20 protein-coding genes are annotated in these 22,490 nt (G+C 64.2%); 13 read left to right on the top strand and 7 right to left on the bottom strand.

Annotation, left to right across the window (positions count from 1 at the left end):
• Window positions 1–819 carry a pyridoxal kinase gene (pdxY, locus tag QA642_RS26650; protein WP_283079500.1) on the top strand — a complete coding sequence of 273 codons (819 nt, stop codon included), beginning with the start codon at window positions 1–3 and terminating at the stop codon, window positions 817–819.
• A 4-nt stretch (window positions 820–823) separates the two neighbouring features.
• Here the strand turns inward: pdxY and QA642_RS26645 are convergent, their stop codons facing one another.
• A complete protein-coding gene (locus QA642_RS26645; protein WP_283079499.1) occupies window positions 824–2,131 on the bottom strand; it encodes a hypothetical protein in 1,308 nt (435 codons plus the stop codon).
• A gap of 338 nt (window positions 2,132–2,469) precedes the next feature.
• Between QA642_RS26645 and QA642_RS26640 the strand changes: the two genes are divergently transcribed.
• The 3 genes from QA642_RS26640 to QA642_RS26630 all read left to right on the top strand — a co-directional run bounded on the left by QA642_RS26640 (window position 2,470) and on the right by QA642_RS26630 (window position 3,356).
• Window positions 2,470–2,640, top strand: a complete 171-nt coding sequence (locus QA642_RS26640) for a Flp family type IVb pilin (protein WP_283079498.1) — start codon at window positions 2,470–2,472, stop codon at window positions 2,638–2,640.
• Window positions 2,641–2,755: 115 nt separating this feature from the next.
• Window positions 2,756–2,959: a hypothetical protein gene (locus QA642_RS26635; protein ID WP_283079497.1), complete on the top strand. Its 204-nt coding sequence runs from the start codon at window positions 2,756–2,758 to the stop codon at window positions 2,957–2,959.
• Between the two features lie 142 nt (window positions 2,960–3,101).
• The gene (locus QA642_RS26630; protein ID WP_283079496.1) at window positions 3,102–3,356 is read left to right on the top strand and encodes a hypothetical protein; all 255 of its coding nucleotides are present in this window, start codon (window positions 3,102–3,104) and stop codon (window positions 3,354–3,356) included.
• A gap of 196 nt (window positions 3,357–3,552) precedes the next feature.
• Here QA642_RS26630 and QA642_RS26625 read toward each other — a convergent pair whose 3' ends face one another.
• Window positions 3,553–3,876 (bottom strand): hypothetical protein, encoded by a 324-nt coding sequence (locus tag QA642_RS26625; protein WP_283087150.1) that lies wholly within the window; start codon window positions 3,874–3,876, stop codon window positions 3,553–3,555.
• A 206-nt stretch (window positions 3,877–4,082) separates the two neighbouring features.
• Here QA642_RS26625 and QA642_RS26620 point away from each other — a divergent pair, with 206 nt between their 5' ends.
• From QA642_RS26620 to QA642_RS26590, 7 genes are all read left to right on the top strand, one after another.
• Window positions 4,083–5,003 carry a DMT family transporter gene (locus tag QA642_RS26620; RefSeq protein ID WP_283079495.1) on the top strand — a complete coding sequence of 307 codons (921 nt, stop codon included), beginning with the start codon at window positions 4,083–4,085 and terminating at the stop codon, window positions 5,001–5,003.
• Between the two features lie 132 nt (window positions 5,004–5,135).
• A complete protein-coding gene (locus tag QA642_RS26615) occupies window positions 5,136–6,542 on the top strand; it encodes an adenylate/guanylate cyclase domain-containing protein (RefSeq protein WP_283079494.1) in 1,407 nt (468 codons plus the stop codon).
• A 97-nt stretch (window positions 6,543–6,639) separates the two neighbouring features.
• On the top strand, window positions 6,640–7,047 hold the full coding sequence (locus QA642_RS26610; RefSeq protein WP_283079493.1) for a VOC family protein: 408 nt from the start codon (window positions 6,640–6,642) through the stop codon (window positions 7,045–7,047).
• Window positions 7,048–7,241: 194 nt separating this feature from the next.
• A complete protein-coding gene (locus QA642_RS26605; RefSeq protein WP_283079492.1) occupies window positions 7,242–8,417 on the top strand; it encodes an IS481 family transposase in 1,176 nt (391 codons plus the stop codon).
• A gap of 191 nt (window positions 8,418–8,608) precedes the next feature.
• Complete coding sequence (locus tag QA642_RS26600; protein ID WP_283079491.1) at window positions 8,609–9,274, top strand: cell envelope biogenesis protein TolA; 666 nt, start codon at window positions 8,609–8,611, stop codon at window positions 9,272–9,274.
• Window positions 9,275–9,861: 587 nt separating this feature from the next.
• On the top strand, window positions 9,862–10,398 hold the full coding sequence (locus QA642_RS26595; RefSeq protein ID WP_283079490.1) for a helix-turn-helix transcriptional regulator: 537 nt from the start codon (window positions 9,862–9,864) through the stop codon (window positions 10,396–10,398).
• Between the two features lie 216 nt (window positions 10,399–10,614).
• Complete coding sequence (locus tag QA642_RS26590; protein ID WP_283079489.1) at window positions 10,615–11,430, top strand: FkbM family methyltransferase; 816 nt, start codon at window positions 10,615–10,617, stop codon at window positions 11,428–11,430.
• Between the two features lie 121 nt (window positions 11,431–11,551).
• Here the strand turns inward: QA642_RS26590 and QA642_RS26585 are convergent, their stop codons facing one another.
• The gene (locus QA642_RS26585; protein ID WP_283079488.1) at window positions 11,552–11,809 is read right to left on the bottom strand and encodes a hypothetical protein; all 258 of its coding nucleotides are present in this window, start codon (window positions 11,807–11,809) and stop codon (window positions 11,552–11,554) included.
• A gap of 257 nt (window positions 11,810–12,066) precedes the next feature.
• Between QA642_RS26585 and QA642_RS26580 the strand changes: the two genes are divergently transcribed.
• On the top strand, window positions 12,067–12,348 hold the full coding sequence (locus tag QA642_RS26580) for a hypothetical protein (RefSeq protein ID WP_283079487.1): 282 nt from the start codon (window positions 12,067–12,069) through the stop codon (window positions 12,346–12,348).
• Between the two features lie 157 nt (window positions 12,349–12,505).
• On the opposite strand, the gene QA642_RS26575 is transcribed toward QA642_RS26580, so the two are convergent.
• Both QA642_RS26575 and QA642_RS26570 read right to left on the bottom strand, forming a co-directional pair.
• Window positions 12,506–13,570 carry a hypothetical protein gene (locus QA642_RS26575; protein ID WP_283086983.1) on the bottom strand — a complete coding sequence of 355 codons (1,065 nt, stop codon included), beginning with the start codon at window positions 13,568–13,570 and terminating at the stop codon, window positions 12,506–12,508.
• Window positions 13,571–14,149: 579 nt separating this feature from the next.
• A complete protein-coding gene (locus QA642_RS26570; RefSeq protein WP_283079486.1) occupies window positions 14,150–14,875 on the bottom strand; it encodes a phasin family protein in 726 nt (241 codons plus the stop codon).
• Between the two features lie 193 nt (window positions 14,876–15,068).
• Here QA642_RS26570 and QA642_RS26565 point away from each other — a divergent pair, with 193 nt between their 5' ends.
• Window positions 15,069–16,067, top strand: coding sequence for an acyl-CoA desaturase (locus QA642_RS26565; RefSeq protein WP_283079485.1), 999 nt, complete (start codon window positions 15,069–15,071; stop codon window positions 16,065–16,067).
• A gap of 89 nt (window positions 16,068–16,156) precedes the next feature.
• On the opposite strand, the gene QA642_RS26560 is transcribed toward QA642_RS26565, so the two are convergent.
• Both QA642_RS26560 and QA642_RS26555 read right to left on the bottom strand, forming a co-directional pair.
• Window positions 16,157–16,954 (bottom strand): transglycosylase SLT domain-containing protein, encoded by a 798-nt coding sequence (locus QA642_RS26560; RefSeq protein WP_283079484.1) that lies wholly within the window; start codon window positions 16,952–16,954, stop codon window positions 16,157–16,159.
• Between the two features lie 1,321 nt (window positions 16,955–18,275).
• Window positions 18,276–22,043, bottom strand: coding sequence for a vitamin B12-dependent ribonucleotide reductase (locus tag QA642_RS26555; protein ID WP_283079483.1), 3,768 nt, complete (start codon window positions 22,041–22,043; stop codon window positions 18,276–18,278).
• Window positions 22,044–22,490: the final 447 nt, after the last annotated feature.

The following is a 22,490-nucleotide window of genomic DNA, read 5'->3' as shown; positions in this document are numbered from 1 at the left end:
ATGCTCGTGATCTCCATTCAAAGCCAGGTGGTCCACGGCCATGTCGGCAACAGCGCGGCCGCCTATGCCATGCAGGCGGAGGGCGTGAACGTCGCGGCGGTGCCGACGACGCTGCTGTCGAACCATCCGCGCTATCCGACCCTGCGCGGACGTGTGCTGGAGACCGAGCTCGTCGCCGATCTCCTGATGGGCGTCGAGGAGCGCGGTCTCGTCGATGAGGCGGCCGTGCTCGTCACCGGCTATCTCGGCTCGGTCGGCAATGCCGCTATGATCGCCGATTTTGTCGAGCGGGCGCTCACGCGCAATTCGAAGCTGGTCTATCTCTGCGATCCCGTGATCGGCGACGATGGCCGCGTCTATGTCGCCGACGGCATTCTGGATGTGGTGCAACACCGGCTGCTGCCGGCCGCGAAGATCGCCACGCCGAACCAGTTCGAGCTCGAACTGCTGTCGGGCATCACGATTGCGGATGCGAAAGGCCTGCGCGCGGCATGTGCGGCGCTCGCAGGGACCGGCCGCATCGACGTCGTCGCCACCGGCTGCGCGCTCGCCGACACGCCGGCGGGGCAGGTAGAGACGATCTTGTGCGCGGATGGGCAATTGTCGCGCTTTGCGACGCCGCGTCTGCCGATCCGTCCCTACGGCACCGGCGATCTCCTCACCGGCCTGATCGCGGCGCATCTGGCCAAGGGCCAAGCGATGGAGGCAGCGGTGCGGCTCGCCGTCGACACCATCTTTGCGGTGCTGGTGCGCACGCAGGAATCCGGCACTGCCGAGATGCGTCTCGTGCCGCTGCCGATTCCGGAGCCCAAATCGTAACGGATCAGGTCGTGCGCTTGCCGGCGGATTGCGCCGACTTCTGCGGCTTGGCCGGGCTCTTCTGCTCGCGCGCAGCATGCGCCTTCGACTTCGACGGCTTGGTGCTGGCCACAGCCCGCGCCTTCTTGGACCTGGTGTTCGCGGCTTCCTTGCGGTCGCTCGCGCCGCCACGCTTCGAGATGTACTCCTTGCCGTCGATCGGGCCGACATGCGGCGGATCGCGGTCGAGATAGGGCCGGCCGATGCCGAGCGCCTTGCCGTTGGCGTCGACCCACTTCCACAGGATTTCAGTGGAGACCCAGCGCTGCGCGCGATTGTTACCCTGGGTGCTGACGATGTCGGCCGCCATGCCGTGGCCGTAGCCGCCGCGCGTGCTGCCGCCGTGGTAGGAGCGGTCGGAGGCGGCCTTCAGGCCGCTCGCGATCGACTGGCGATAGTCGTCGCGGAACGCACTGGTGATGCCGGGGGAGAGGCCGGCGGCTTCGGCGGCGAGCAGCGCGCGGAACAGTTTTCGCTTGAAGCTCTTGTCCATGCCGCCGATGACATAGTCCATCATCGACATGCCGGCGTGCTCGGCTGCCTTCGGGTCCTTCCAGCCGAAATCCTCGTCGACCAGCTTGGTGAAGCTGCGCATCACTGTGACCGTTTTGCCCCTGCGCTTGATGGTGACGGCGCGGCGCTCCTGCACCTTGATGGAGTCTTCCTTGGGCGTGCGCTGGTAGAGGGTCCAGAGATAGCGGTCGATGCAGACATCGATGACGAAGCATTCGTCGAGCACGGCGACGGTGTCGGCCGGCGGCGATGCCTTGCTTGGCGCCGGGGCGGGACCGCCCGCAATTTCCGCGGGCGACGGTTCGTCGGTGGTCACGATCTCAGTGGGATCGGCGGATGCAATCTTGACGGGCTCCGGCGCCGGTGCAGGCGGAGCCTCGCTAACCACGGGCTCCGGTTCAGGCGAAATCTGCGGGGTGGGCGGCGGTTCCGCCGGCAGGATCAGCGCCGGATCAGCCGAAGCGAGCTTGACGGCGGGGGCGGGCTCCGCGGGCGCCGCTGCTTCCGCGATTTGTGGGGCCACCGCGGCGGCCGCTGCGATGTCGGCCGTCAGCGCGATGCCATCCTCAATGGTGGCTGCGCGCGGAACATCGGCGAGTTCGAGACGAGTAAGATCTTTCGTACGGGACACCGAGGCCGCGTCGGCGCCGCTGTTCTCGATGAGCGCCGGAGCGTAGGCGGAGAGGGAGAGCGCCAGCCAGCCGACCATCACGGCCGAAGGGCACGCGACAGCCACAAGAAGAGACCGCCGATCGTTCATGATCCCTGCCTCCAAACGGTTCTGTTCAAAACCCGTCTTGTCCGAACAGTCTTGATGCAAACAGTCTTGCACGGAAAGGCATGTAGCAGCGTCGATTGTTCGGGGGACGATGTGGCGGCGCAATGGCGCAAATGGCCTAGTTTGGGCTTTTCGCGTGGGTGTTGCACAACAGCAACGCGGGTTCCATCGCGGTTCCAGGGCTGGGACACCGGAAAAGGTCCGCAAATTCAAGGTTCTTTGTCAACAAATTGAGGGGGCTGGATTTACTCAATCTTGGATTGATCAGGTGCATCTCTCCCGCGCCGGCAACGTCCGGTAGAGTTGGGAAGGATGCAATAGTGAAATTGAGATCCACGCTGGCCGCTTTCGCCGCCGATGAATCCGGCGCCACCGCAATCGAATACGGCCTGATTGCAGCGGGCATCGCGCTCGCCATCATCGAAGTGATTTATGCACTCGGGACCAATCTCGTCGCAAAGCTGCAAGCGCTGGCAACGGCCTTGAAATAGGGCGTTACGCGGGCTCCCTTCGTCATTGCGCTCGCAAATGACGACGCGGAGGATGCGCGGCGTTTTGCCCGGGCGCCTTGCGGCAACCTTGTTGTCGCAGGCGCGTTGATCGGTCATGACGCATTCCTCGCTTCGTCCCATGGACGCCTTCGATCCCACCGAGCCCGCCATCCTGCACGATCGCGTTTCCGGCGCGATCATCACCTGGACCGCCGATCAGGCCGACGATTATCGCCGGGCCAGCCGGTTGCGCGGCGATGGAACGGTGGTCTGGAAGGCCTATGTTTTCGACGGCTGGGGCAACGTGATGGGCGGTTAAGCCTTCGCCGGAACGCGTCCAGGAGTTGGGCGCGTTAGGCATATCGCCATGCATGGTGCGCGATATTGCGTTGCAGCAATGCATATCGCAATGCAGCAAATCAGGCTTACATGTGCTCCGCACTTCTTCCAGGAGCATCACCATGAACAAGAAGACTTTGTCGATCGCAGTTGCGGCCCTCGCCATCGCGGGCTCGACTGCCACCTTCGCCGGCGAACTGCCGGCCTATGAGGCCAATGGCATTCCGGCGTCGCCCGTGCAGGTGAGCGTGCTCGGCGCCAAGAATGTCGAGCAGCAGGTCGCGGCGCCCGCCACCAGCGTGACGGCGCTCCAGGTCAGCGTCCTGACCCCGCGCAAGGTGAAGACCGCGACCGTGACCACGGGGTCGGCCCGTTAAGTCGACATCGCACCGAGCCCGAGAGCTTGGTTCCAAAACTTTCCGCGACATCATGGCCGGGCTCGTCCCGGCCTTTTTTTGCGCGCGATGATCCATCGCACGTTGCGTGTCGATGCGCTCACTGAGAATTCGTCGGCGAAAAAGTTCTTCGCAACATGCGTGTTGTGTACCGCCGTTCAAAACGAGTGTGATCTCTTTAATAGTTGCTTTGCAGGTCGCGGTGCTTGATGCGGGCGCTGCTCATTGGCGGCCAAGAATCGTTTTCATAATGGAGTTCGTCATGCCTGTTGCGCAGAAAGCCGTTATTGCCACCGCTTCGCCGCGTTCGTTCATTCTCAAGCATCTCGCCTTGTTCGCAGCCGCCGCTCTGTTCGTGTTCGTGCTGAGCCTGACCTACGGGCTCGATCTCAGCCCCGGGTTTTTCTAAAGCCGGCTGCGCATTGTTCGATGAACGCAGGCTCGATGGCGATCTCCCGTAGAGCTCGGCGAAGTCGGCGTTGAAGCGGCGTCGCGCCGACATGGCGCTTGAACAACCGCGCCAGATGGCGCGAGGAGATTCCGAGCCGTATTGCGAGCGTCACCACAGAGTCTTCATCGAGCGCGCCGCGGCGCGTGACAGCCTAGAAGCGCGCTGATCCGGGCTGCGAAGCTTCGCATCATGGCTGCGTGCCAGCCTTGCAGTCACGTGGGTTGAGCAGCACGGCCCCCTGACATAAGGCTTGCCCCATGGATCAGCGGACGAGCGGCGCTGACGCTCTCGCTCACAACAATGATGCGACACCGGCGCTGCTGGGCGTCGTCTGCGGCCTGTCGGCAGCGCTGTTCTGGGCGCTGGGCTTTGCCGGCACGCGGCACGGGTTGAAGGTCGGCTTCACGCCGGTCGATCTGCTCGTGCATCGCTACGTCTGGTCGGGCATTGCCTTCCTGCCGCTGGTCTTGCGCGCCGGAATCTCCGATCTCTGCGGCATCGGCTGGGGCAGGGGCCTTGCGCTGATGGTGCTCGGCGGCCCCGTGATGGCGCTGATCTCCTATGCCGGTTTCATGTTCGTGCCGCTCGGCCATGGCAGCGTGATCCAGCCCTCTTGCGCCACGCTCGGCGGCCTGCTGCTGGCGGCATTGTTCCTCAAAGAGAGGATCTCCGCCTCGCGGCTGGTCGGTGCCCTCGTCATCGTCGGCGGGCTCGGTGTGATCGGCGCCGAATCGATCGGCCATATCGGGGCCGACGGGGTGCAGGGCGATCTGATCTTCGTGCTGACCGGGCTGATGTTCGCCGGCTTCGGCGCGCTGCTACGGCACTGGCGCGTCTCGGCGGTCTCGGCCGCGCTGGTCATCAACGTGCTGTCGCTGCTCCTGCTGCCGATCTACCTCGCCACCGGGGGCCTCGCCAGGCTGGCAGCAATTGGCATCAGCGAGAACGCGATCCAGGCGCTGGCGCAGGGCGTGCTCGCCGGGCCCGCCGCGCTCTATCTCTACGCGGTCTCGGTCCAGCGTCTCGGCGTTGCCCGCGCTGCCGTGTTCCCGGCGATCGTGCCGGCCCTGACGCTGCTGGTCGGCTGGCTGCTGCTCGGCGAGGCCCCGACCACGTTGCAACTGGCGGGACTTGGCACGGTGCTGTGCGGATTTTACCTGGCGCAACGGCAGCGCTGATTCCCGTCGAGGGATCAACCTCCCGTCATCGTGAGGCGGCAATTGGCTGCTAGTGCTTGTGCCCCGCCACCGCCGGCATAGCTATGGGGAACGCGGATTTCCGCGCCGCCCCCTTTCACGTAAAATCATTGCATGAGCGAGATCGAAACGCTGTTCGGTGTGCTGCGCCAGTCGGTCGACGAGAAAGTTGCCGACCTCATCGAGCGCATGGTGCGGGAGGCGCCCGACCATGCGCTCTCCAAGATCAACCCGCTGCATCTGGCCGGCGAGGCCAGCCTCGACGAGGAGGAGGTGATCGGCGGCCTGCTGCGCGCGGTCGGGCTCGGCATCCTCGAGATGACCTGGAGTGTGATGTGCCCAAGCTGCGCCGGCGTGCTCTCCGCCAACAAGAGTCTGAAGACCGTCAACAGCGCGCAGTATCACTGCGCGTTCTGCGCGGCGGGCTATGAGACGACGCTGGACAATCTGGTCGAGGTGACCTTCACGGTCAGCCCGCGCGTGCGCAAGATCGCCGCCCACAATGCCGACGAGCTGTCGCTCGCCGAATATTATCGCCAGGTGTTCTGGAGCTCGGCGATCGACCTGCCCACGGATGTCGATGCGCTCATGCGTGAGCTCACGCTCGAAGCCGTCGACCTGCCGTCGGGCGAGCGGGCGATCCTGTCGCTCCACATTCGAGCGGGCATGCTGATCCTGTTCGATCCGGTGACGCACACGGCGCAATTCATCGAGGTCAAGGGCGAGGAGACCAGCGAGCGCCAGAACCTCGCGCTGATCTTCAGCAAGGCCGACGTGCCCGTCGACGCGGTCACGCTTCGGCCCGGCGCGCTCAGGCTCACCTTGGAGAACCGCACCGATACGCGCGTGCTGCCGGCGGTGTGGGTCGCGGACGGGCGACTCGATGCCGTCCTGACGCGGCGGAGGCCCAGCCTCACCGCAAAGCGGCTGCTCACCAACCAGACCTTCCGCGATCTGTATCGCACCGAGACGCTCGCCATCGGCCAGCGCCTGAAGATTTTGAGCCTGACCTTCCTGTTCTCCGACCTCAAGGATTCCACCGGCCTCTATGAGCATGTCGGCGACCTCGTTGCCTTCGATCTGGTCAACGAGCATTTCCGCCTGCTGCAGGAGATCATCGCCGCCGAGCGCGGCGCCGTGGTCAAGACCATCGGCGATGCCGTGATGGCGACGTTCGAGACTCCCGACCGGGCGATCGCTGCCGCGATCCGCATGCGCGAGGCCATGAGCGAGCTCGGGGCGCAGCGCCAGCAGCAGGGCCTGCTCCTGAAGATGGGCATCCACGAGGGATCGTGCCTTGCGGTCACGCTCAACGGCCAGCAGGATTATTTCGGCCAGACCGTCAACATCGCCTCGCGCGTCCAGGGCCTCGCCGCCTCGCGCTCGATCGTGGTGACGGAGCAGGTGGTGGAGAATGCCGAGGCGCGCAGCCTGCTTGAGGCCGGCGGCCTCGTCCCGACCCGCCGCAGCGTCGCGCTGAGCGGCATCGCGGAGCGGGTGTCGGTGTACGAGATTCCATAAAGGCCGACGTAGCCCGGATGGAGCGCAAGCGTAATCCCGGGACAGGTGCGGCACCATCCCGGATTGCGCGTTGCGCTATCCGGGCTACGCTGCCCCGATGACCATGCTCCTCAACATCGACGTTCCCGACGTCGCCGCCGCCACGACCTTCTACACCTCAGCCTTCGGCCTGACGGTTGGCCGCCGCTTCGGCACCGACTTCGTCGAGCTCAACGGCTGGCCGGCGCCGGTGTATCTGCTCAGCAAAGCGGCCGGCACGATCGGCGCTGGCGGTGACCGCCGCCGCTACGAGCGGCACTGGACGCCGCTGCATGTCGACGTCGTCGTCGACGATGTCGATGCCGCGGTCGCGCGTGCGCTCGCAGCCGGCGCGGTGCTGGAGGTGCCTGCGCGCGATGCGCCCTATGGGCGGATCGCGATGCTGGCCGATCCGTTCGGGCACGGGTTTTGTCTCTTGGCGTTCAGCGCCAAGGGATATGACGCGCTGCTCGATGCGGGATCGTAGCGTCGTCGCGAGGCCAGGCCGGCAAAAGTTCGAAAACAACCCCATGCACAGTAGAAAACAACTGGGATTTCAACACCGGGCAAGGCGTGGATGGCCGGGACGAGTGTTTAGCCCGGACAGATCACTGACGGGTGTTCGGAGACATAGCTGACACATCAACATTGGCTGGATTGGTCCGATTCGGGAGGCCGTCCATGCCTTGGAGTGAGGTGTCAGCAATGGATCAGCGCCACGAGTTCGTGCGGCTGGCTTTGCAGGAAGGCGTCAACCGGCGCGAGCTCTGCCGTCGGTTCAACATCAGTCCTGATGTCGGTTACAAGTGGTTGCGGCGCTGGCAGGCTGGCGATCGGGAGCTGGCCGACCGTTCCCGGTGCCCGCATGCGATGCCCAAGCGCAGCAAGGCTGCGGTCGAGGCACAGGTTCTGGCTGTGCGGGACAAGCATCCCGCCTGGGGCGCACGCAAGATCGCCCATTGCCTGAAGCGGGATGGCCAGACGGTGCCGGTGCCGTCAACGGTGCACCGGATCCTGTGCCGGAACGGCCGGGTCACACCGAGTGAGACTGCGCCACCCAATCCGGGGCACCGCTTCGAGAAGGAAGCTCCCAATCTGCTGTGGCAGATGGACTTCAAGGGCCACCTGCCGCTCGCCAACGGGACACGGTGCCATCCGCTGACCGTCGTCGACGATCACTCGCGCTATGTCTTGTGCCTGAAGGCCTGCGCCGACGAGCAGCGTCTCACCGTGCAGGATCACCTGACGGCGACGTTCCGCTGCTATGGCCTGCCGGAGGCCTTCTACACCGATAACGGCTCACCTTGGGGCGATACGTCCGGCGTTCGTTGGACCGGACTGAAGGTGTGGCTGCTCAAGCTCGGCGTCAGGGTGGTGCACGCCAGGCCATGTCACCCGCAGGCCCGCGGCAAGAACGAACGCTTCCATCGCACCCTGAAGGCCGAGGTTTTTGCCATGCGTCGCTTCCGTACCCTCGCGGAAGTCCAGCGCGCCTTCGACGCCTGGCGACCGGTCTACAATCTGGAGCGCCCCCACCAAGGCATCGATATGCACGTCCCCGCCGATCGCTTCCGGCCGAGCGCCCGTGCCATGCCGGCGCGCATTCCGAAGGTCGAATACGACAGCACAGAGATCGTGCGCAGGGTCTCATCGACCAGACCCTATATCTCTTTCAAGGGACGATTTTGGAAGGTTCCCCAGGCCTTCGCACGCGAACATCTCGCGATCCGCCCGCTGGACCGCGACGGCCATTACGGAATCTTCTTCGCCAGCTGGCAGGTCGCATCGATCGACTTGACCAACGACCAACCTGTCAGTGATGTGTCCGAACAGGTGTCAGCCATGTCTCCGGACTAAACAACGAGCCCGGCCATGACGCTGTGGGGGCCTGGCAGCCCAAAGCTCCGATGTTAATCGCGATTGCCCTGGGTCGAGCGACTTCGGCGATACCGAAATAGTGTTTGACCCGTCGGGCAAAACAGGGGCATGATGCCAAGGTGGTGGCGGTGCGACGGGAGCTTGTTGCTGCGCCAGGGCCGCGGAGCGACATGCCAGACAAGCCGAAGACAAAACCGCAGAGAAAACTGAGGACGTACCAGACCTCGCTCGGCTTTTACGACCAGGCGGTCGCCGCACCCTCGATGAAGGCGGCGCTGGAGGCGTGGGGCGCGAGCTCCAATCTCTTCCATCAGGGCGTTGCGAAGGAGACCGACGACCCCGATGTCGTCGCGGCGACGATGGCAAGTCCCGGCGTCGTGCTGAGACGCCCGGTCGGCTCGGACGATCCGTTCACCGAGAACGCGCAGCTGCCGACCGATCTCGCCGACGACGAGGCCAAGCCCAAACGCAGGCCCAAACGCAAGCCCAAGGCGGAGTCGAAGAAGCGTCCCGTCAGGACCGCACACAAGATATCGCGCAAGGCCGACGACGAGGCCGCGCGCAAGGCCGCCGCGGCGTTTGAGAAAGAGGAGCGGCGGCGCGAAGCCGAGCGCCGCAAGGAGGAGGCGGCCCACGCCAAGGCGCGTGCGCGCCGGGACAAGGCCGTCGCCGCGGCCGAAGCGGCACTGGAGGAGGCGAGGCGGGTGCACGCAGCGCGCATCGAGGCGATCGAGGCCGAGCGCGCCGCAATCGACGAGCGCGCTGAGGCCGAGCAGACCCGCTGGGACAAGCAAAGGCGGAAGCTGGAGGACGCGCTGCGCCGCGCGCGCGAGTAGGCGGGCACGGATGGTGGGGGCGTATGTGGCCCAACGATTTGGGCACCGAAGGTTCCACAGCGTCATGGCCGGGCTTGTCCCGGCCATCCACGCCTTGCCGGCACAAAGCCGGCACAAAGAACGTGGATGCCCGGGACAAGCCCGGGCATGACGGACAGATTGTATCTCTGTGCACCGAACTCTCCCCGCCGTCATTCCGGGGCGGCGCGCAGCGCCGAGCCCGGAATCCATAACCACAGGACGTCGAGACGGGCGCGCCGATAGTGACGGGTCATCCCTTCCGCTCGTGGCTATGGATTCCGGGCTCGCGACTTCGTCGCGCCCCGGAATGACGGCGGAGAGAGACGCGGTCGCTTCCACATCGTCATGGCCGGGCTTGTCCCGGGCATGTCGGTCTTCTCGTGAATGTTCTTGTGCGACCCGCCCCGCTGCAGATGGGAGCAAATCCTTTACCATCGCGGCCGGTCGCGGGCGCGGCGGTGGAACATTAGGAGTTTTGCGAAAAACTCTGCGCTAGGTTCCGGTCCGGAATTTGCGGCCGCGTCAGATGCCTCGTCCGGCGCTGCCGCGAGCTTACGGGAGCTGTCATGAGCGATCATCGCGCCGCCGTCAGGCATCACACGCTGCGGACCGGCATTGTCGAGTTCGACAACGGCGCCGGCAGCGTCATCAGCGTGCCCTGCACGATCCGCGACGTCTCCGGTACCGGCGCGCGCCTGCAGCTCAACAGCTCGGCGTGGGTGCCGGAGCAGTTTTCGGTGATCTTCTCGAGCGGACTGCGCAAGGCCTGCCGGCTCGCCTGGCGCAAGGAGCGGCTGATCGGCACCGCGTTCGCGGACGGTTATGCGAGCCCGGAGGAGCAGGCCGCCATGATGACCGCGGACGAGCAGTCCCGGCACCGGCTCGGCATCGGCGCGCGTGTGAAAGCCGCACGCGAGAGCCGCGGCTACACCGAAACCCAGCTCGCCGAGCGCATCGGCGTGTCGCCCGCGTTCGTGTTGCAGGCCGAGACGGGCGAGGCGGACATTCCGCTCTACCAGCTGATGCACATCGCCGATTTGCTGATGGTCAGTCTCGACGGGCTCGTGACAGGGCCTGCGCCCGAGGACGCCGACGCGGCGTGAGGGAGCCGTAGCCCGCATGAGCCACCGGGTCGGCGCAACGCGTCGCTTGATAACAGGCTCCGCGATATCCGGGACCTTTGCCGTGGAACATTTCCCCGGACATCGCTGCGCTCATCCGGGGGACGCGTGCTCGTCCGGTCGCCGATTCCGGGCAAGCTTCGCATAAGCACGCACTGGGATAGTGGTGTCTACTCTGGGTGAAGGGGAGATTCTGCTATGCCTATCGCGGGGCAAAAACTGGCCTTTGTCATGGCCTCGTCCAACCACGGCACGATGATCGTCAATCGCTTCGACTATCGCATGCTCGCGCCTGACCGCGGCTACGGCGTGGGGTATCAGATCCTGGAGGGGGCCGCCTTCGATCCGCTCGAAGTCAAGGTCGCGCTCGAACTGCTGGCCCTGCGACGAAAGTACCACGGTGACGGAGTGATCGCGATCGACTGCGGCGCGAATATCGGCGTGCACACGATCGAATGGGCCTCGTCGATGACGGGATGGGGCACGGTGCTTGCGGTCGAGGCCCAGGAGCGGATCTTCTACGCGCTGGCCGGCAACATCGCCATCAACAACTGCTTCAATGCGCATGCGGTGCATGCGGCCGTGTCGTCCGAATCCGGCACGATGCAAATTCCGAATCCCAACTATTTCACGCCGTCCAGCTTCGGCAGCCTGGAGCTGCGGCCACGCCCGAGCACCGAATTCATCGGTCAGGCGATCGACTACGCCGAGAACACCGTCATGGTCCGGAAAATGACTCTGGACGAACTCGATTTGCCGCGGGTCGATTTCATCAAGATCGACATCGAGGGCATGGAGATGGAAGCCCTCAGCGGTGCCCAGGCGACGATCAGGAAGTATCGTCCGATCCTGCTGATCGAAAAGATCAAGACGGACACCCGGCAACTCGAGCAATGGCTGAAGGACAACGGCTATCACGCGGTGGCGCTCGGCATCAACATTCTCGCCGTCCATCAGAGCGATGCGAGCTGGAAGGATATCGACCTGCCCCAAAGCACCGGCCAGGCAGCCTGAAGCGCGGCTTGGCAAGTGCGACTGCATAGGATGGGTTTCGCTACGCTCTACCCATCCTATGGGCCTGAGCCCGAGGACGCCGACGCGGCGTAGGGCTTCGCCCGCCGCACGACTTGGTGAATTAGCCGTGCGCCTCCAGGCAGGCGCGGACCTTGTCCGCCTGCGGGCGCGGGACGGCATGGGCGCGCCACTGCTCGCGCGTGGCCCCGGCAGCGGCGAGGCACCGATTGATGTTGCGATCATAGGTCTCGCGGGACATGCGATCGCGCTTGGCCTGGCAGGCGGGGTTGCCGCCGCACTCGTAAAGGGGAGCAGCCCCGGCCGCCGAGATGCCCACCGACAAGACCGTCACGACGAAAGCCGTCATCAACTTGTTCATCTATCCCCCAAAGATACGAATCGTTTTGACCAATGACCAAACGTCTAGCGTGTCTAATTGGCCCCTGCAATCCAAGGGGGTGCGCCGGTTGAACCTAGCGCTGGCGCGCTGCCGATGCCCGCGAGGTTGCGGCCGGGATGGGTGCGTGGAGCGGGCGGCGAGCCAGAGCCGACAGCGTTCATTCAAGCAAGTTGACAGCGAATTGGCTTGCCTTGCTTTGCAACCTTGAGCACTCTTCCCGCGAAGGAGATCAACGCATGAAGAAAATGACCCTCGCGTGTGCGCTCGGAACGGCCGTGGCGCTGTGCAGCCTGGCAACGACAGGTGTTGAAGCCAGGACGCGAAAGGCTGTCGTCGTCCGCGCACCACAGGAGAGGCTCATCGTGACGGCGCCCGTGCTGCGGCCGACGCCGTGGGACTACTATATCGTTCCGCGCTATCGTTATCGGCCTGAAGACGACCGCGTCGATCCCTATGGCCCGCCGTTCGTGTCGTCATATGTTCGTTATGAGGGATGGCGCTGGCCGTATTGGTGGTAGCGCCCGGCTCTCGTAGGGTGGGCAAAGCGACTTGTCCGCCGTAGCTCGAAGAGCGAAGGCGGAAGCGTGCCCACCATTCCCGTCCGTAGAACTTGCTCGTGGGCACGGCGCAAGTGCGCCTTTGCCCACCCTACGGCACTGCAGCCTGCCTTCGAGCTCACCAATCCGGATCGCCGTAATAGGGATCCATATAGGGCGGAGGCATCCAGCGGCCACGCGGCGGCGGCCTGGGCCGCCGGGGCGCGGCGTCTGGTACGTGCGGCCGGGCACGCGCAGCCATATCGCTGTTCACACTGCGCACGACGGGCTTTGCGGCTGTGGACGCCGATGACGCCGTCGGCGGCGTTTGCAACGTCTGGACCTGCGCGGCGAGGCGCGCAGTCTCCGCCGCATCCTTCTCCTGCGCCGCCTTGAGCTGTTGAATGGTGTCGGCCTGCTCGCGCAGGGTCTGCTCGTTGCGGCTTTTCAGTTGCTCGAGCTTGCCGTTGATGCTCGCAAGCTCGCTCGTGATGGCCTTGAGCGATTGCGCGAGATCGGCCGATGACGCCTCAGGCGCCGTGGCGCCGGGCTTGGGGACGCTTTCCGTGTCCTTGGCTTGCGTGTCCTTGGTTGGCGTGTCCTTGGCGACCGGCGGCGCGGGCATCGGGCTCGTCTCATCGGCCGCAGCCAGCAGCATGGCGGGCGGCTGCGCCGGACTTGCCACAGCGGAGGCTTGCGAGGGTGTGCTCGTGGCCGGCGGACCCAATCGTGCCATGATCGACTTGCCGATCGACTCGCTGATCGATTTGGCCTCATCGCGATATTGCGAAGCGAAGGCCGCGCCGAGAAGGCCGATTGCCAGCACGAGGCCGACCAAGGCACGCATCATGGTCCGGTCTCCCTTCAAGCCTTGATGCTTGTCATCCGGAGCCTTGTCATCGGGAGCCTTGGCATCCGGCGTCGGCGCCTTGTTTGCGGAGGTTGCGGCTGCCGTCGCAGCGGCGCTTGCGTGCGAGACCCCAGGGCTTTCGCTGTCGCGTTCCATTCCGGAAACCAGCCGGTCCAGCCGAGCAAGGTCTTCCTCGGCGCTCTTGATCCGGTCATAGGCCCGCGCCAGCCCGCCGTCGACGCGCGCCTCGTCCGGCTTGGCGGCGTCAGGTTTGGCGTTATCCGGCTTGGCGTTATCCGGCCTGTCGGTCTCAGGTTTGGGGTCGTTCGTCTCAGGCACCGATGCGCTCTCCATCCGGTCGGGCGTCAATGGGAGGCAGTCCGATCGCTGCAAGGATAGGTCTCGCCGTTGTCCGACACAACGCGTGTGCAAAGGTAAAATTATGGCGAGCGCGGGAGCGGGGCGGAGTGAGCGTAAAGCGCGATGAGATTTGGATGAATCGTCATCGCGCTTTAGGTTGTTGTTTACGCATGATCTTTCCGGAAAACCGCTTCGCACTTTTCCGGATCATGCTTTAGGGTGGGTTGGCTCCGCGACTGCGCAAGCGCTGTTCGTAGGATGGGCCGAGCGGAGCGAAGCCCATCAACGTCGATGGTCGTATGATGGGTTTCGCAAGGGTTCTACCCCTGAGGGCTTCCGGCCACGCGGCTCGAAATGCGCAGCCGCCGCTAAAGCGCGATGAGATTGATCGCTGCAACGGGAGGTGCGCTCCCTCTCCCGCTTGCGGGAGAGGGTTGGGGTGAGGGTGCATCCGCAATGGGACACTCTCCTAGAGGAGAAAGCCCTCACCCGGCGCTTCGCGCCGACCCCTCCCGCAAGCGGGCGAGGTGAACCGAGCCTGCGGCACTCGATTCAACCCAACGCCATTCAGCTTTAGTGATGTGTTGCGCGGATTTCGAGCGTCGTCTGGGTGAGCCTGGCCACGAACCCCTCAAAATGCATGACCCTTTGTCTGGTCATTTGTTCATGCAGCTCGGCGATCTCTTGGGATTTGGCGACGAAGGATTCGCACGCCTGTTTCGCGTACGCCATCTGAAGCTCAACGGCCTCGACGGGTGAGCGCGCCGTCGCGAGCCGTCCCAGGAAGGCCCAGGCTTGCTCAAGCGACGTCCTGATGTAGTCGCCATAGGCATCGGCAATCGCCTGCGGGCTGACCTGGGAGGGTTCCCTTGGTGCGACGGGCGCGCTTGCAGCGATCTCTATCCCGGACGGCAAGGTTACAGCCGAGGGAACCTGCGCACCGATCAGTCGGCTCGTCTCTGCCTCTTGCTTGGTCTCTTGCTTGGTCTCTTGCTTGTTCTCTTGCTCGGTCTCTTGCCTGTTTTCTTGCCTGTTCTCTTGCTCGTTCTCTTGCTTATTCTCTTGGCTGATCTCCGCCGAGGCATCCGGCGATGGATGCGCTGCAGTTGCGTGGTGCTCGCCGGCTTTGGTCCGTTGCCCGGCCTTCTTCTTGCCGCCGCGCCGGCCGGATTTTCCCGTTGGCTTATTTTCTACCGAACTCAACATTGCAAATGGCTCCTGAATATCGCTGAAGCCGCCAACCTCCGTCGCGTTTGCGCTGAAATCGCGATTGTGGGTTGTCACTTGCGTGGCGGCCATGTGATGAGATTTGGCCGGATGCCGGCAGTGGGTGGGGTGGGTTACGCCAAGCGGTCTGCGCTACGCGCAGTCCGCAGGGCTGACCCACCCGACAGGTTCCCTCGGTAGTCGAGCGGCCGATGGGGTTCTTGCTAGAAATTATCCGCGTCTGTACCCTACGTTGCAGAAGTGCTTTGGAAGTGGGCCGTTTGAAATGACCGTAATCGAGGGCGTGGCGCCGGAGCAGGGCGCGGAGGCGAAAATGCCGCCGGGCCTGCTGTTCGAAGGCCCGGTGGTCGACGCGAAATTTCGGGATTCCTACATCTCGTTCGCCCTGATGATCGGAGGCACGATCGGGGCGCTGATCTGGGCCTTCACCTATGGCATCGGCTGGGTGGAGATCGCGGTCTTCGCCGGCATGTTCGTGCTGACCACGATGGGCATCGGCTTCATGCATCGCTACTTCGTCCACCGCAGCTACCGCTGCGGTCCGGTGATGCGGACGATCCTCGCCGCGATCGCCACGATGGCGGTGCAGGGCTCGATCCTGAAATGGGTGAGCAACCATCGCCGGCACCATCTTCACTCCGACCGGCCCGGCGACGTCCACAGCCCTTACTATGACGGCTCCGGCAACCGCATCGAGAGTTTTGCAAAGGGGATGGGCCACACGCAGGGCGGCTGGGTGTGGGACAAGGAGACCACCGACGCCGAATACTACGCCAAGGACATCCTGGCCGACCCGATCGCGATGTTCTTCACAAGGACGCGCTGGTACTGGTACGCGCTCTCGGCGCTGATCATCCCCGCCGCCCTCGGCTACGCCTTTGGCGGCGTGCGCACGATGATCGGCTGCATCCTGTTCTCCGGCCTGTTCCGCAGCTACGTCATGACCATGGCCACCTCGCTGGTCAACTCGGTCTGCCACAGCGACGGCCGCTGGGGCTACCGCCGCTTCGACACCAATGACAGCACCACGAATGAGCTCGTGACCACAATCCTCACCTTCGGCGAAGGCCTGCACAACAACCACCACCGCTTCCCGCGCGACGCGTACCTGTCGCACGCGTGGTACGAGGTGGACATCAACGGGTTGATCATTTTGGGGCTGGGGAAGCTTGGGCTGGTGCAGGATATTTTTTCAGCGGGAAGGAAGACGCGAGGTTCGGACGGCGGAAAGAGTTCGATGCCGGATACGGAAGCGACAGTCTGAGGTGCGTAGGATGGGTAGAGCGAAGCGAAACCCATCGACAGCCATCCGTGGACTGATGGGTTTCGCTTCGCTCTACCCATCCTACGGCACTAACCGCCGTCATCCGCCGCAAGCCGCAAAAACTGCCGCTTCATCGCGCTGACCCTGGCGACATAGCTTGCGGCGAGGTGATCGCCGCACCGCTCGCCGGGCAGAATCTGAAACTTGCGGCGCGCATAGGCCGTGGCGGGTCCTGCGCCGCAGAGATGAATGAAGGCGGCCAGATCCTGCTTCTGCCGGGCGCTTGCCTTCACATCGCCCGCGAGGGCGAGAACCAGCGCGACATTGCGGTCCAGATACGCCGACGCCAGCTCGATGGCGTGGCTCGGGATCGTGCGAATGTAGAGGGACGCGGACCCGCAACCGGTCTCCGTGACCGCGTTGCCGCGGACACAGAACCGTGCGGCTTCGCCGAGGGCCGGATCGGTCATCTGGAAGAGGCCGACTGCGCTGGAGGCGGGCCGGTAGATCGCCAGCGGATTGAAACTCCACCGCCAGCGCCAGTAGGTGCGCGCCACCGGATTGCCGGAGCTCTCGATTTGCGCCAGCGCGGCCAGCAATTCGGGCGTGATCGTTGCCGTGGAGTAGGTGCGGAAGAGGGGGCCGTACTGACGCCAGGTCTCGGATGGATCCTTGTCGAGGGAATTGCCGACGAAGACGAAGAGTTCGGTGGGCTTGCGGATGACGTGGTAGGCGATGTTTAGGAGGGCGAGAGACGCGAGCAGGATAGCCAGGCCGGCTGCGATCCGAACCATCCGTGGTGCGCGCGAGAACGTCTTTCGTGCCCACCGGGCGCGCCGCCTAACCCTGCGCAGGCGAGGGAGGAATGGACGATTGGAAGCGGACATTCTGGCTGACTGTGCGGGTTCTGGGCTGGCGCAGCGGCAGGGCTAACCGGACTGCGCCCAAAAAATGTCATATCGCAGATGTGAATTACGCCACAGACGGCGGCCGTTCAGTCTGTTTATCTGCCGCCAACCGGCCTCTCGTGCGCGCGTTTGGCATTGCGCATCTGGCACCTTCGCATTTCGAATTTTCTGGGTGATCGCTATGGGCGTTTTTCATCGCACCGCCATGCTTTGCAGCTGGTTCATCGAGTCCACCATGAGCGGGTGTACTGAGAGATTTCGCGTGCGCTGAACTGGGCGTACAGAGATTTTCCCGAGGCCCCGCCGGTGACGGACGGGGCTTTTTCATGTTCGCAAGCTACCCATTCCGCCCGGCGGCGCCTTCGCGAGAAGGAGGCAGGGTCGTGTGGGAGTATTTTGGACCCGATTTCGCTTTCGACGTGGTCAAGGGGGTGGTCGCTGGAATCGCCTCGTTGGCATTTCAGGTCGTCGCACCGCGGACCTTTCGTGCCGCAAAGCAGTTTCGCGCGCGCTGGGTTGCGAGGAAAGCGGCGAGGCGAGCTGCGAGACGGGCGCGTCGACACGCGGTGGCGAATGATGAGGGGTGAGAAGCGAGTGGCCCGGATGGAGTGTGAGCGACATCCGGGCTACGCTTGCTGGGACCTCAGGGAGATCGAGCCGATAAAAACGGGAGTCCATGCTGACAACGATCCGTCATCGACCTCGTCGTCGACCAGATCGAGGGCTAGTCAAAGCTCAACCAGAGCGCAGCAAAATTCGTCAACAGTCGTGGTGTCATGATGGGTTTCCGCCTTCTCGTCGAGCTACGGCGGACAGGCCGCTTCACCCATTCTGCGAGTTGCATGTTGGCCATCGGGCCAAGCCTAGAAGCTGGCGCCTGACGCAATCAGTATTGCGCCGCTGGCCATCAGAAGAATCCCCGGCCAGTTCGATCCGATTCCAAGGAATCCCAAGCCCCGGCGCGGCGGTTCCAGCGTGTCGCGAACCTTCCGAGGCGAATCCCGACCGCTCAGTGGTCCCCGCCAAATCGTGGCGCGTGCCATGTACAGAAGTCCGCCAAAGATGAGCAGTGCGCCAAGTCCCGTCAGGAACATTTTCGCCTCTCAACTCGTCAATGCCGCCCACTACCTGAGTCAGCGTATCTCAAAACAATGGTGGGCGATTGGTTCCGCCGCCAGCTCTTCCGGCTGCATCTGGTTGGCAGACCTGAAGCTAACACCGAAAATATTGTGGGCGGAGGATTTAACCCTCCGCCCATCGAAATGTCAGTTGTTTGTGTGGTGATCCTAGTTTGTCACGCTCACGAACACCCCGTCGTGGACCCGCAAGTATCGCACTTCATGCAGGTGCCATTCCGCACCAGCGTGAAGTTGCCGCATTCCGAGCACATCTCGCCCTCGTAGCCCTTGGCCTTGGCTTCCGCGCGGCGCTCGGCCTTGCTGGGAGCCGCGATCGTCGCGGCGCTGCCGGCCTTGCTCCACTGCAGTGCCTCGAGCTTCTCGGTTGGCGAGAGGTCGTGGCTGGCTTCCTGCTTCAGGGCGACGGCGCCTTCGATGGCGTCGCCGGCGCGGGCGCTTGCGCCGTGCGCGGCGAGGGCGGTGACCTTGCTGCCGCCGGATGGCGCGCTGTCGTTGCCTTGGGCGACCGCGGCGCTGCCGCCGCGCATCACGACCAAATTGTCCGTCCGCGAGCGGGTGAGGCCGCGCGAGACCAGCTTGGTCGCGTGCTGGGTCTCGTCTGGCTCCTTGCCTTCCTCGACGCCCTTGCCGAGCGCGTCGAAGTTCGACTCGGTCGGATCGACATGGGCGAGATCGAAGCGCGACATGTAGCTCACCGCCAGCTCGCGGAAGACGTAGTCGAGGATCGAGGTCGCGTACTTGATGCTGTCGTTGCCCTGCACGGGGCCCGCCGGCTCGAAGCGGGTGAAGGTGAAGGCGTCGACATACTCGTCGAGCGGCACGCCGTATTGCAGACCGAGGGAGACCGCGATCGCAAAATTGTTGATGAAGGAGCGGAGCGCTGCGCCTTCCTTGTGCATGTCGATGAAGATCTCGCCGAGACGGCCGTCGTCATACTCGCCGGTGCGCAGGTAGACCTTGTGGCCGCCGACGACCGCCTTCTGGGTGTAACCCTTGCGTCGGTCAGGCATCTTCTCGCGCTCGCGCATCACGATGATGCGCTCGACCAGCTTCTCGACGATCTTCTCCGAGACCTGGGTCGCGCGTGCGGCCATCGGCTTCTCGTAGAGCGTCTCGACCGCATCGTCCTCGTCCTCATCGTCGCTGATGAGCTGCGAGTTGAGCGGCTGGGACAGCTTCGAGCCGTCGCGATAGAGCGCGTTGGCTTTCAAAGCGAGTTTCCACGACAGCATGTAGGCGGACTTGCAGTCCTCCACCGTGGCGTCGTTCGGCATGTTGATGGTCTTGGAGATCGCACCCGAGATGAAGGGCTGCGCCGCCGCCATCATGCGGATGTGGCTCTCGACCGACAGGTAGCGCTTGCCGATCTTGCCGCAGGGGTTGGCGCAGTCGAACACCGGATAGTGCTCGGCCTTGAGGTGCGGGGCACCTTCGACCGTCATCGCGCCGCAGATGTGCACGTTGGCCGCCTCGATCTCGCGCTTGGTGAAGCCCACGGCCTGGAGCAGGTCGAAACCGGGGGCCGCGATCGCCTCGGCGCCGATGCCGAGCTGGTCGCGGATGAAGTCCTCGCCAAAGGTCCACTTGTTGAAGGCGAACTTGATGTCGAAGGCGGTCGGCAGGGCCTTCTCGACCTTGGCGATGGCTTCATCGGTGAAGCCCTTGGCCTTGAGGGTCGAGGCGTTGATGCCGGGCGCGTTGGAGAGCGAGCCGTGGCCGACGGCGTAGGCTTCGATCTCCGCGATCTCGCTCTCGCGATAGCCGAGCGCGCGCAGCGCTGATGGTACCGCACGGTTGATGATCTTGAAGTAGCCGCCGCCGGCCAGCTTCTTGAACTTCACCAGCGCGAAGTCGGGCTCGATGCCGGTGGTGTCGCAATCCATCACGAGGCCGATCGTGCCGGTCGGCGCGATCACCGTGGTCTGGGCGTTGCGATAGCCGTGCTTCTCGCCGAGTTCGAGCGCCGCATCCCAGGCCGCCATCGCACGTGTGACGATGTCGGCTTGCGGGCACGAGGCGTGGTCGAGCGGCACCGGGTTGACGCTGAGCGCCTCGTAGCCGGAGGCTTCGCCATGGGCGGCGCGGCGGTGGTTGCGGATGACGCGCAGCATGTGCGCGGCGTTCTTCTTGTAGCCCGGGAAGGTGCCGAGCTCGGCCGCGATCTCGGCCGAGGTCTTGTAGGTGATGCCGGTCATCACAGCGGTCAGCGCGCCGCAGAGCGCACGGCCTTCCTTGGAGTCATAAGACAGACCCATGGTCATCAGGAGGCCGCCGATATTGGCGTAGCCGAGGCCAAGCGTGCGGAACTCGTAGGAGAGCTCGGCGATCGCGCGCGAGGGGAACTGCGCCATCATGACGGAGATTTCGAGCACGATGGTCCAGAGCTGGCAGAGGTGCTCGTAGCCGGCGACGTCGAACTGCTTGGTCGTGGTGTTGTAGAAGGTGAGCAGGTTCGCCGAGGCGAGGTTGCACGCCGTGTCGTCCAGGAACATGTATTCCGAGCACGGATTGGACGCGCGGATGTCGCCGGACGCCTTGCAGGTGTGCCAGTCGTTCATCGTGGTGTTGAAGTGCAGGCCCGGGTCGGCCGACGCCCAGGCGGCGTAGCCAATTTTTTCCCAGAGGTCGCGCGCCTTCAGCGTCTTCGTCACCTTCTTGGAGGTGCGGGCATTGAGATTCCAGTCGCCATCCGTTTCCACGGCGCGGAGGAAGTCGTCCTTCAGCGAGACCGAATTGTTGGAGTTCTGGCCGGAGACCGTGAGGTAGGCTTCGCTATCCCAGTCGGTGTCGTAGGTGTCGAACTGGATGTCCTTGTAGCCTTGCTTGGCGAATTGGATGACGCGCTTGATGTAATTGTCAGGCACGAGGCTGCGGCGTGCGAGCTTGATCTCGCGGCGCAGCGCCGGGTTCTTCTCGGGGTCGAAGCAGTCGTCGCCCGAGCCTTCGCAATTCACGCAGGCCTTCAGCACCGCCTTGAGGTGCTTCTGGTTGATCTTGGAGCCGGTGACCAGCGCAGCAACCTTCTGCTCCTCCTTCACCTTCCAGTCGATATAGGTCTCGATGTCGGGGTGATCGACGTCGACGACGACCATCTTGGCGGCGCGGCGCGTGGTGCCGCCCGACTTGATCGCGCCCGCCGCGCGGTCGCCGATCTTGAGGAAGCTCATCAGGCCGGACGAGCGGCCGCCACCCGAGAGCTTTTCGCCCTCGCCGCGCAGACGCGAGAAGTTGGAGCCGGTGCCGGAGCCGTATTTGAACAGGCGGGCTTCGCGGACCCAGAGGTCCATGATGCCGCCCTCGTTGACGAGGTCGTCACCTACGCCCTGGATGAAGCAGGCATGCGGCTGCGGGTGCTCATAGGCCGACTTGGACTTGGTCAGCTTGCCGGTGAAGGGGTCGACGTAATAGTGGCCCTGGCCGGGGCCGTCGATGCCATAGGCCCAATGCAGGCCGGTGTTGAACCATTGCGGCGAGTTCGGCGCGACCATCTGCATGGCGAGCATGTAGCGGAGCTCGTCGTAGAAGGCCTGAGCGTCCTCGTCCGAGGTGAAGTAGCCGCCCTTCCAGCCCCAATAGGTCCAGCAGCCGGCGAGGCGGTCGAACACCTGCTTGGCGCTGAGCTCGCTGACGAAGCGCTCTTTCTCGGGCAGCTGGCTAAGGGCCTCAGTGTCGGGTACGGAGCGCCACAGGAAGGAGGGGACGGACTCCTCCTCGACCTTCTTCAGGCGCGCGGCGACGCCCGCTTTCCGGAAATATTTCTGGGCCAGCACGTCGGAGGCGACCTGCGACCATTCGGTCGGGATCTCGACGTTATCCAGCTTGAACACGACCGAGCCGTCGGGATTGCGAATCTCCGACGTGGTCAGCCGGAACTCGATCCCGGCGTAAGGTGACTGTCCCGAAGTGGTGTGGCGCCGCTCAATCCGCATTGTCTTGCCCCGTCCTTATCTTTGACCGGATCCGCCCCTCGTTGGAAGCGTGCCGGGTCGTCATTTCTCTCTCGCGCTTCCTCACAGGGCCACCGGCCCAAAGGCTTCGCAGTTCAGCCGGTGGAGTCCGGCCCAGTTTCTCCCGGCGCGATGGCTCGATGCGTGCATCGATCATCCCGCCGGCATGTCCAGGCCCATCCGCCCCAACGGGATGAGCCCGACATGCGTTCAACGCCCCACAACGTCACTTCTTCAACCGATGCCATTCGAGCCTTTTGCCGGCCCGTTCTGGCGCCCGAAAAGTCCGCTTCTTGAGGGCAGACAAGCCCTCATTCCGCAGCCTTTGGCCGGCTGGCGGAGCTAAGATTTGCGAGACCCTTTGGGGGAGTGCCGGCGGGACGCAAACTCACTCGCGCCGAACGGACCGAAAGCTAGGACTCTCCGTTG

This window comes from Bradyrhizobium sp. CB2312, assembly GCF_029714425.1.
Lineage (GTDB): Bacteria > Pseudomonadota > Alphaproteobacteria > Rhizobiales > Xanthobacteraceae > Bradyrhizobium.
Note: the sequence above shows the minus strand (reverse complement) of the source record. Positions and strands in the feature narration are given on the sequence as shown.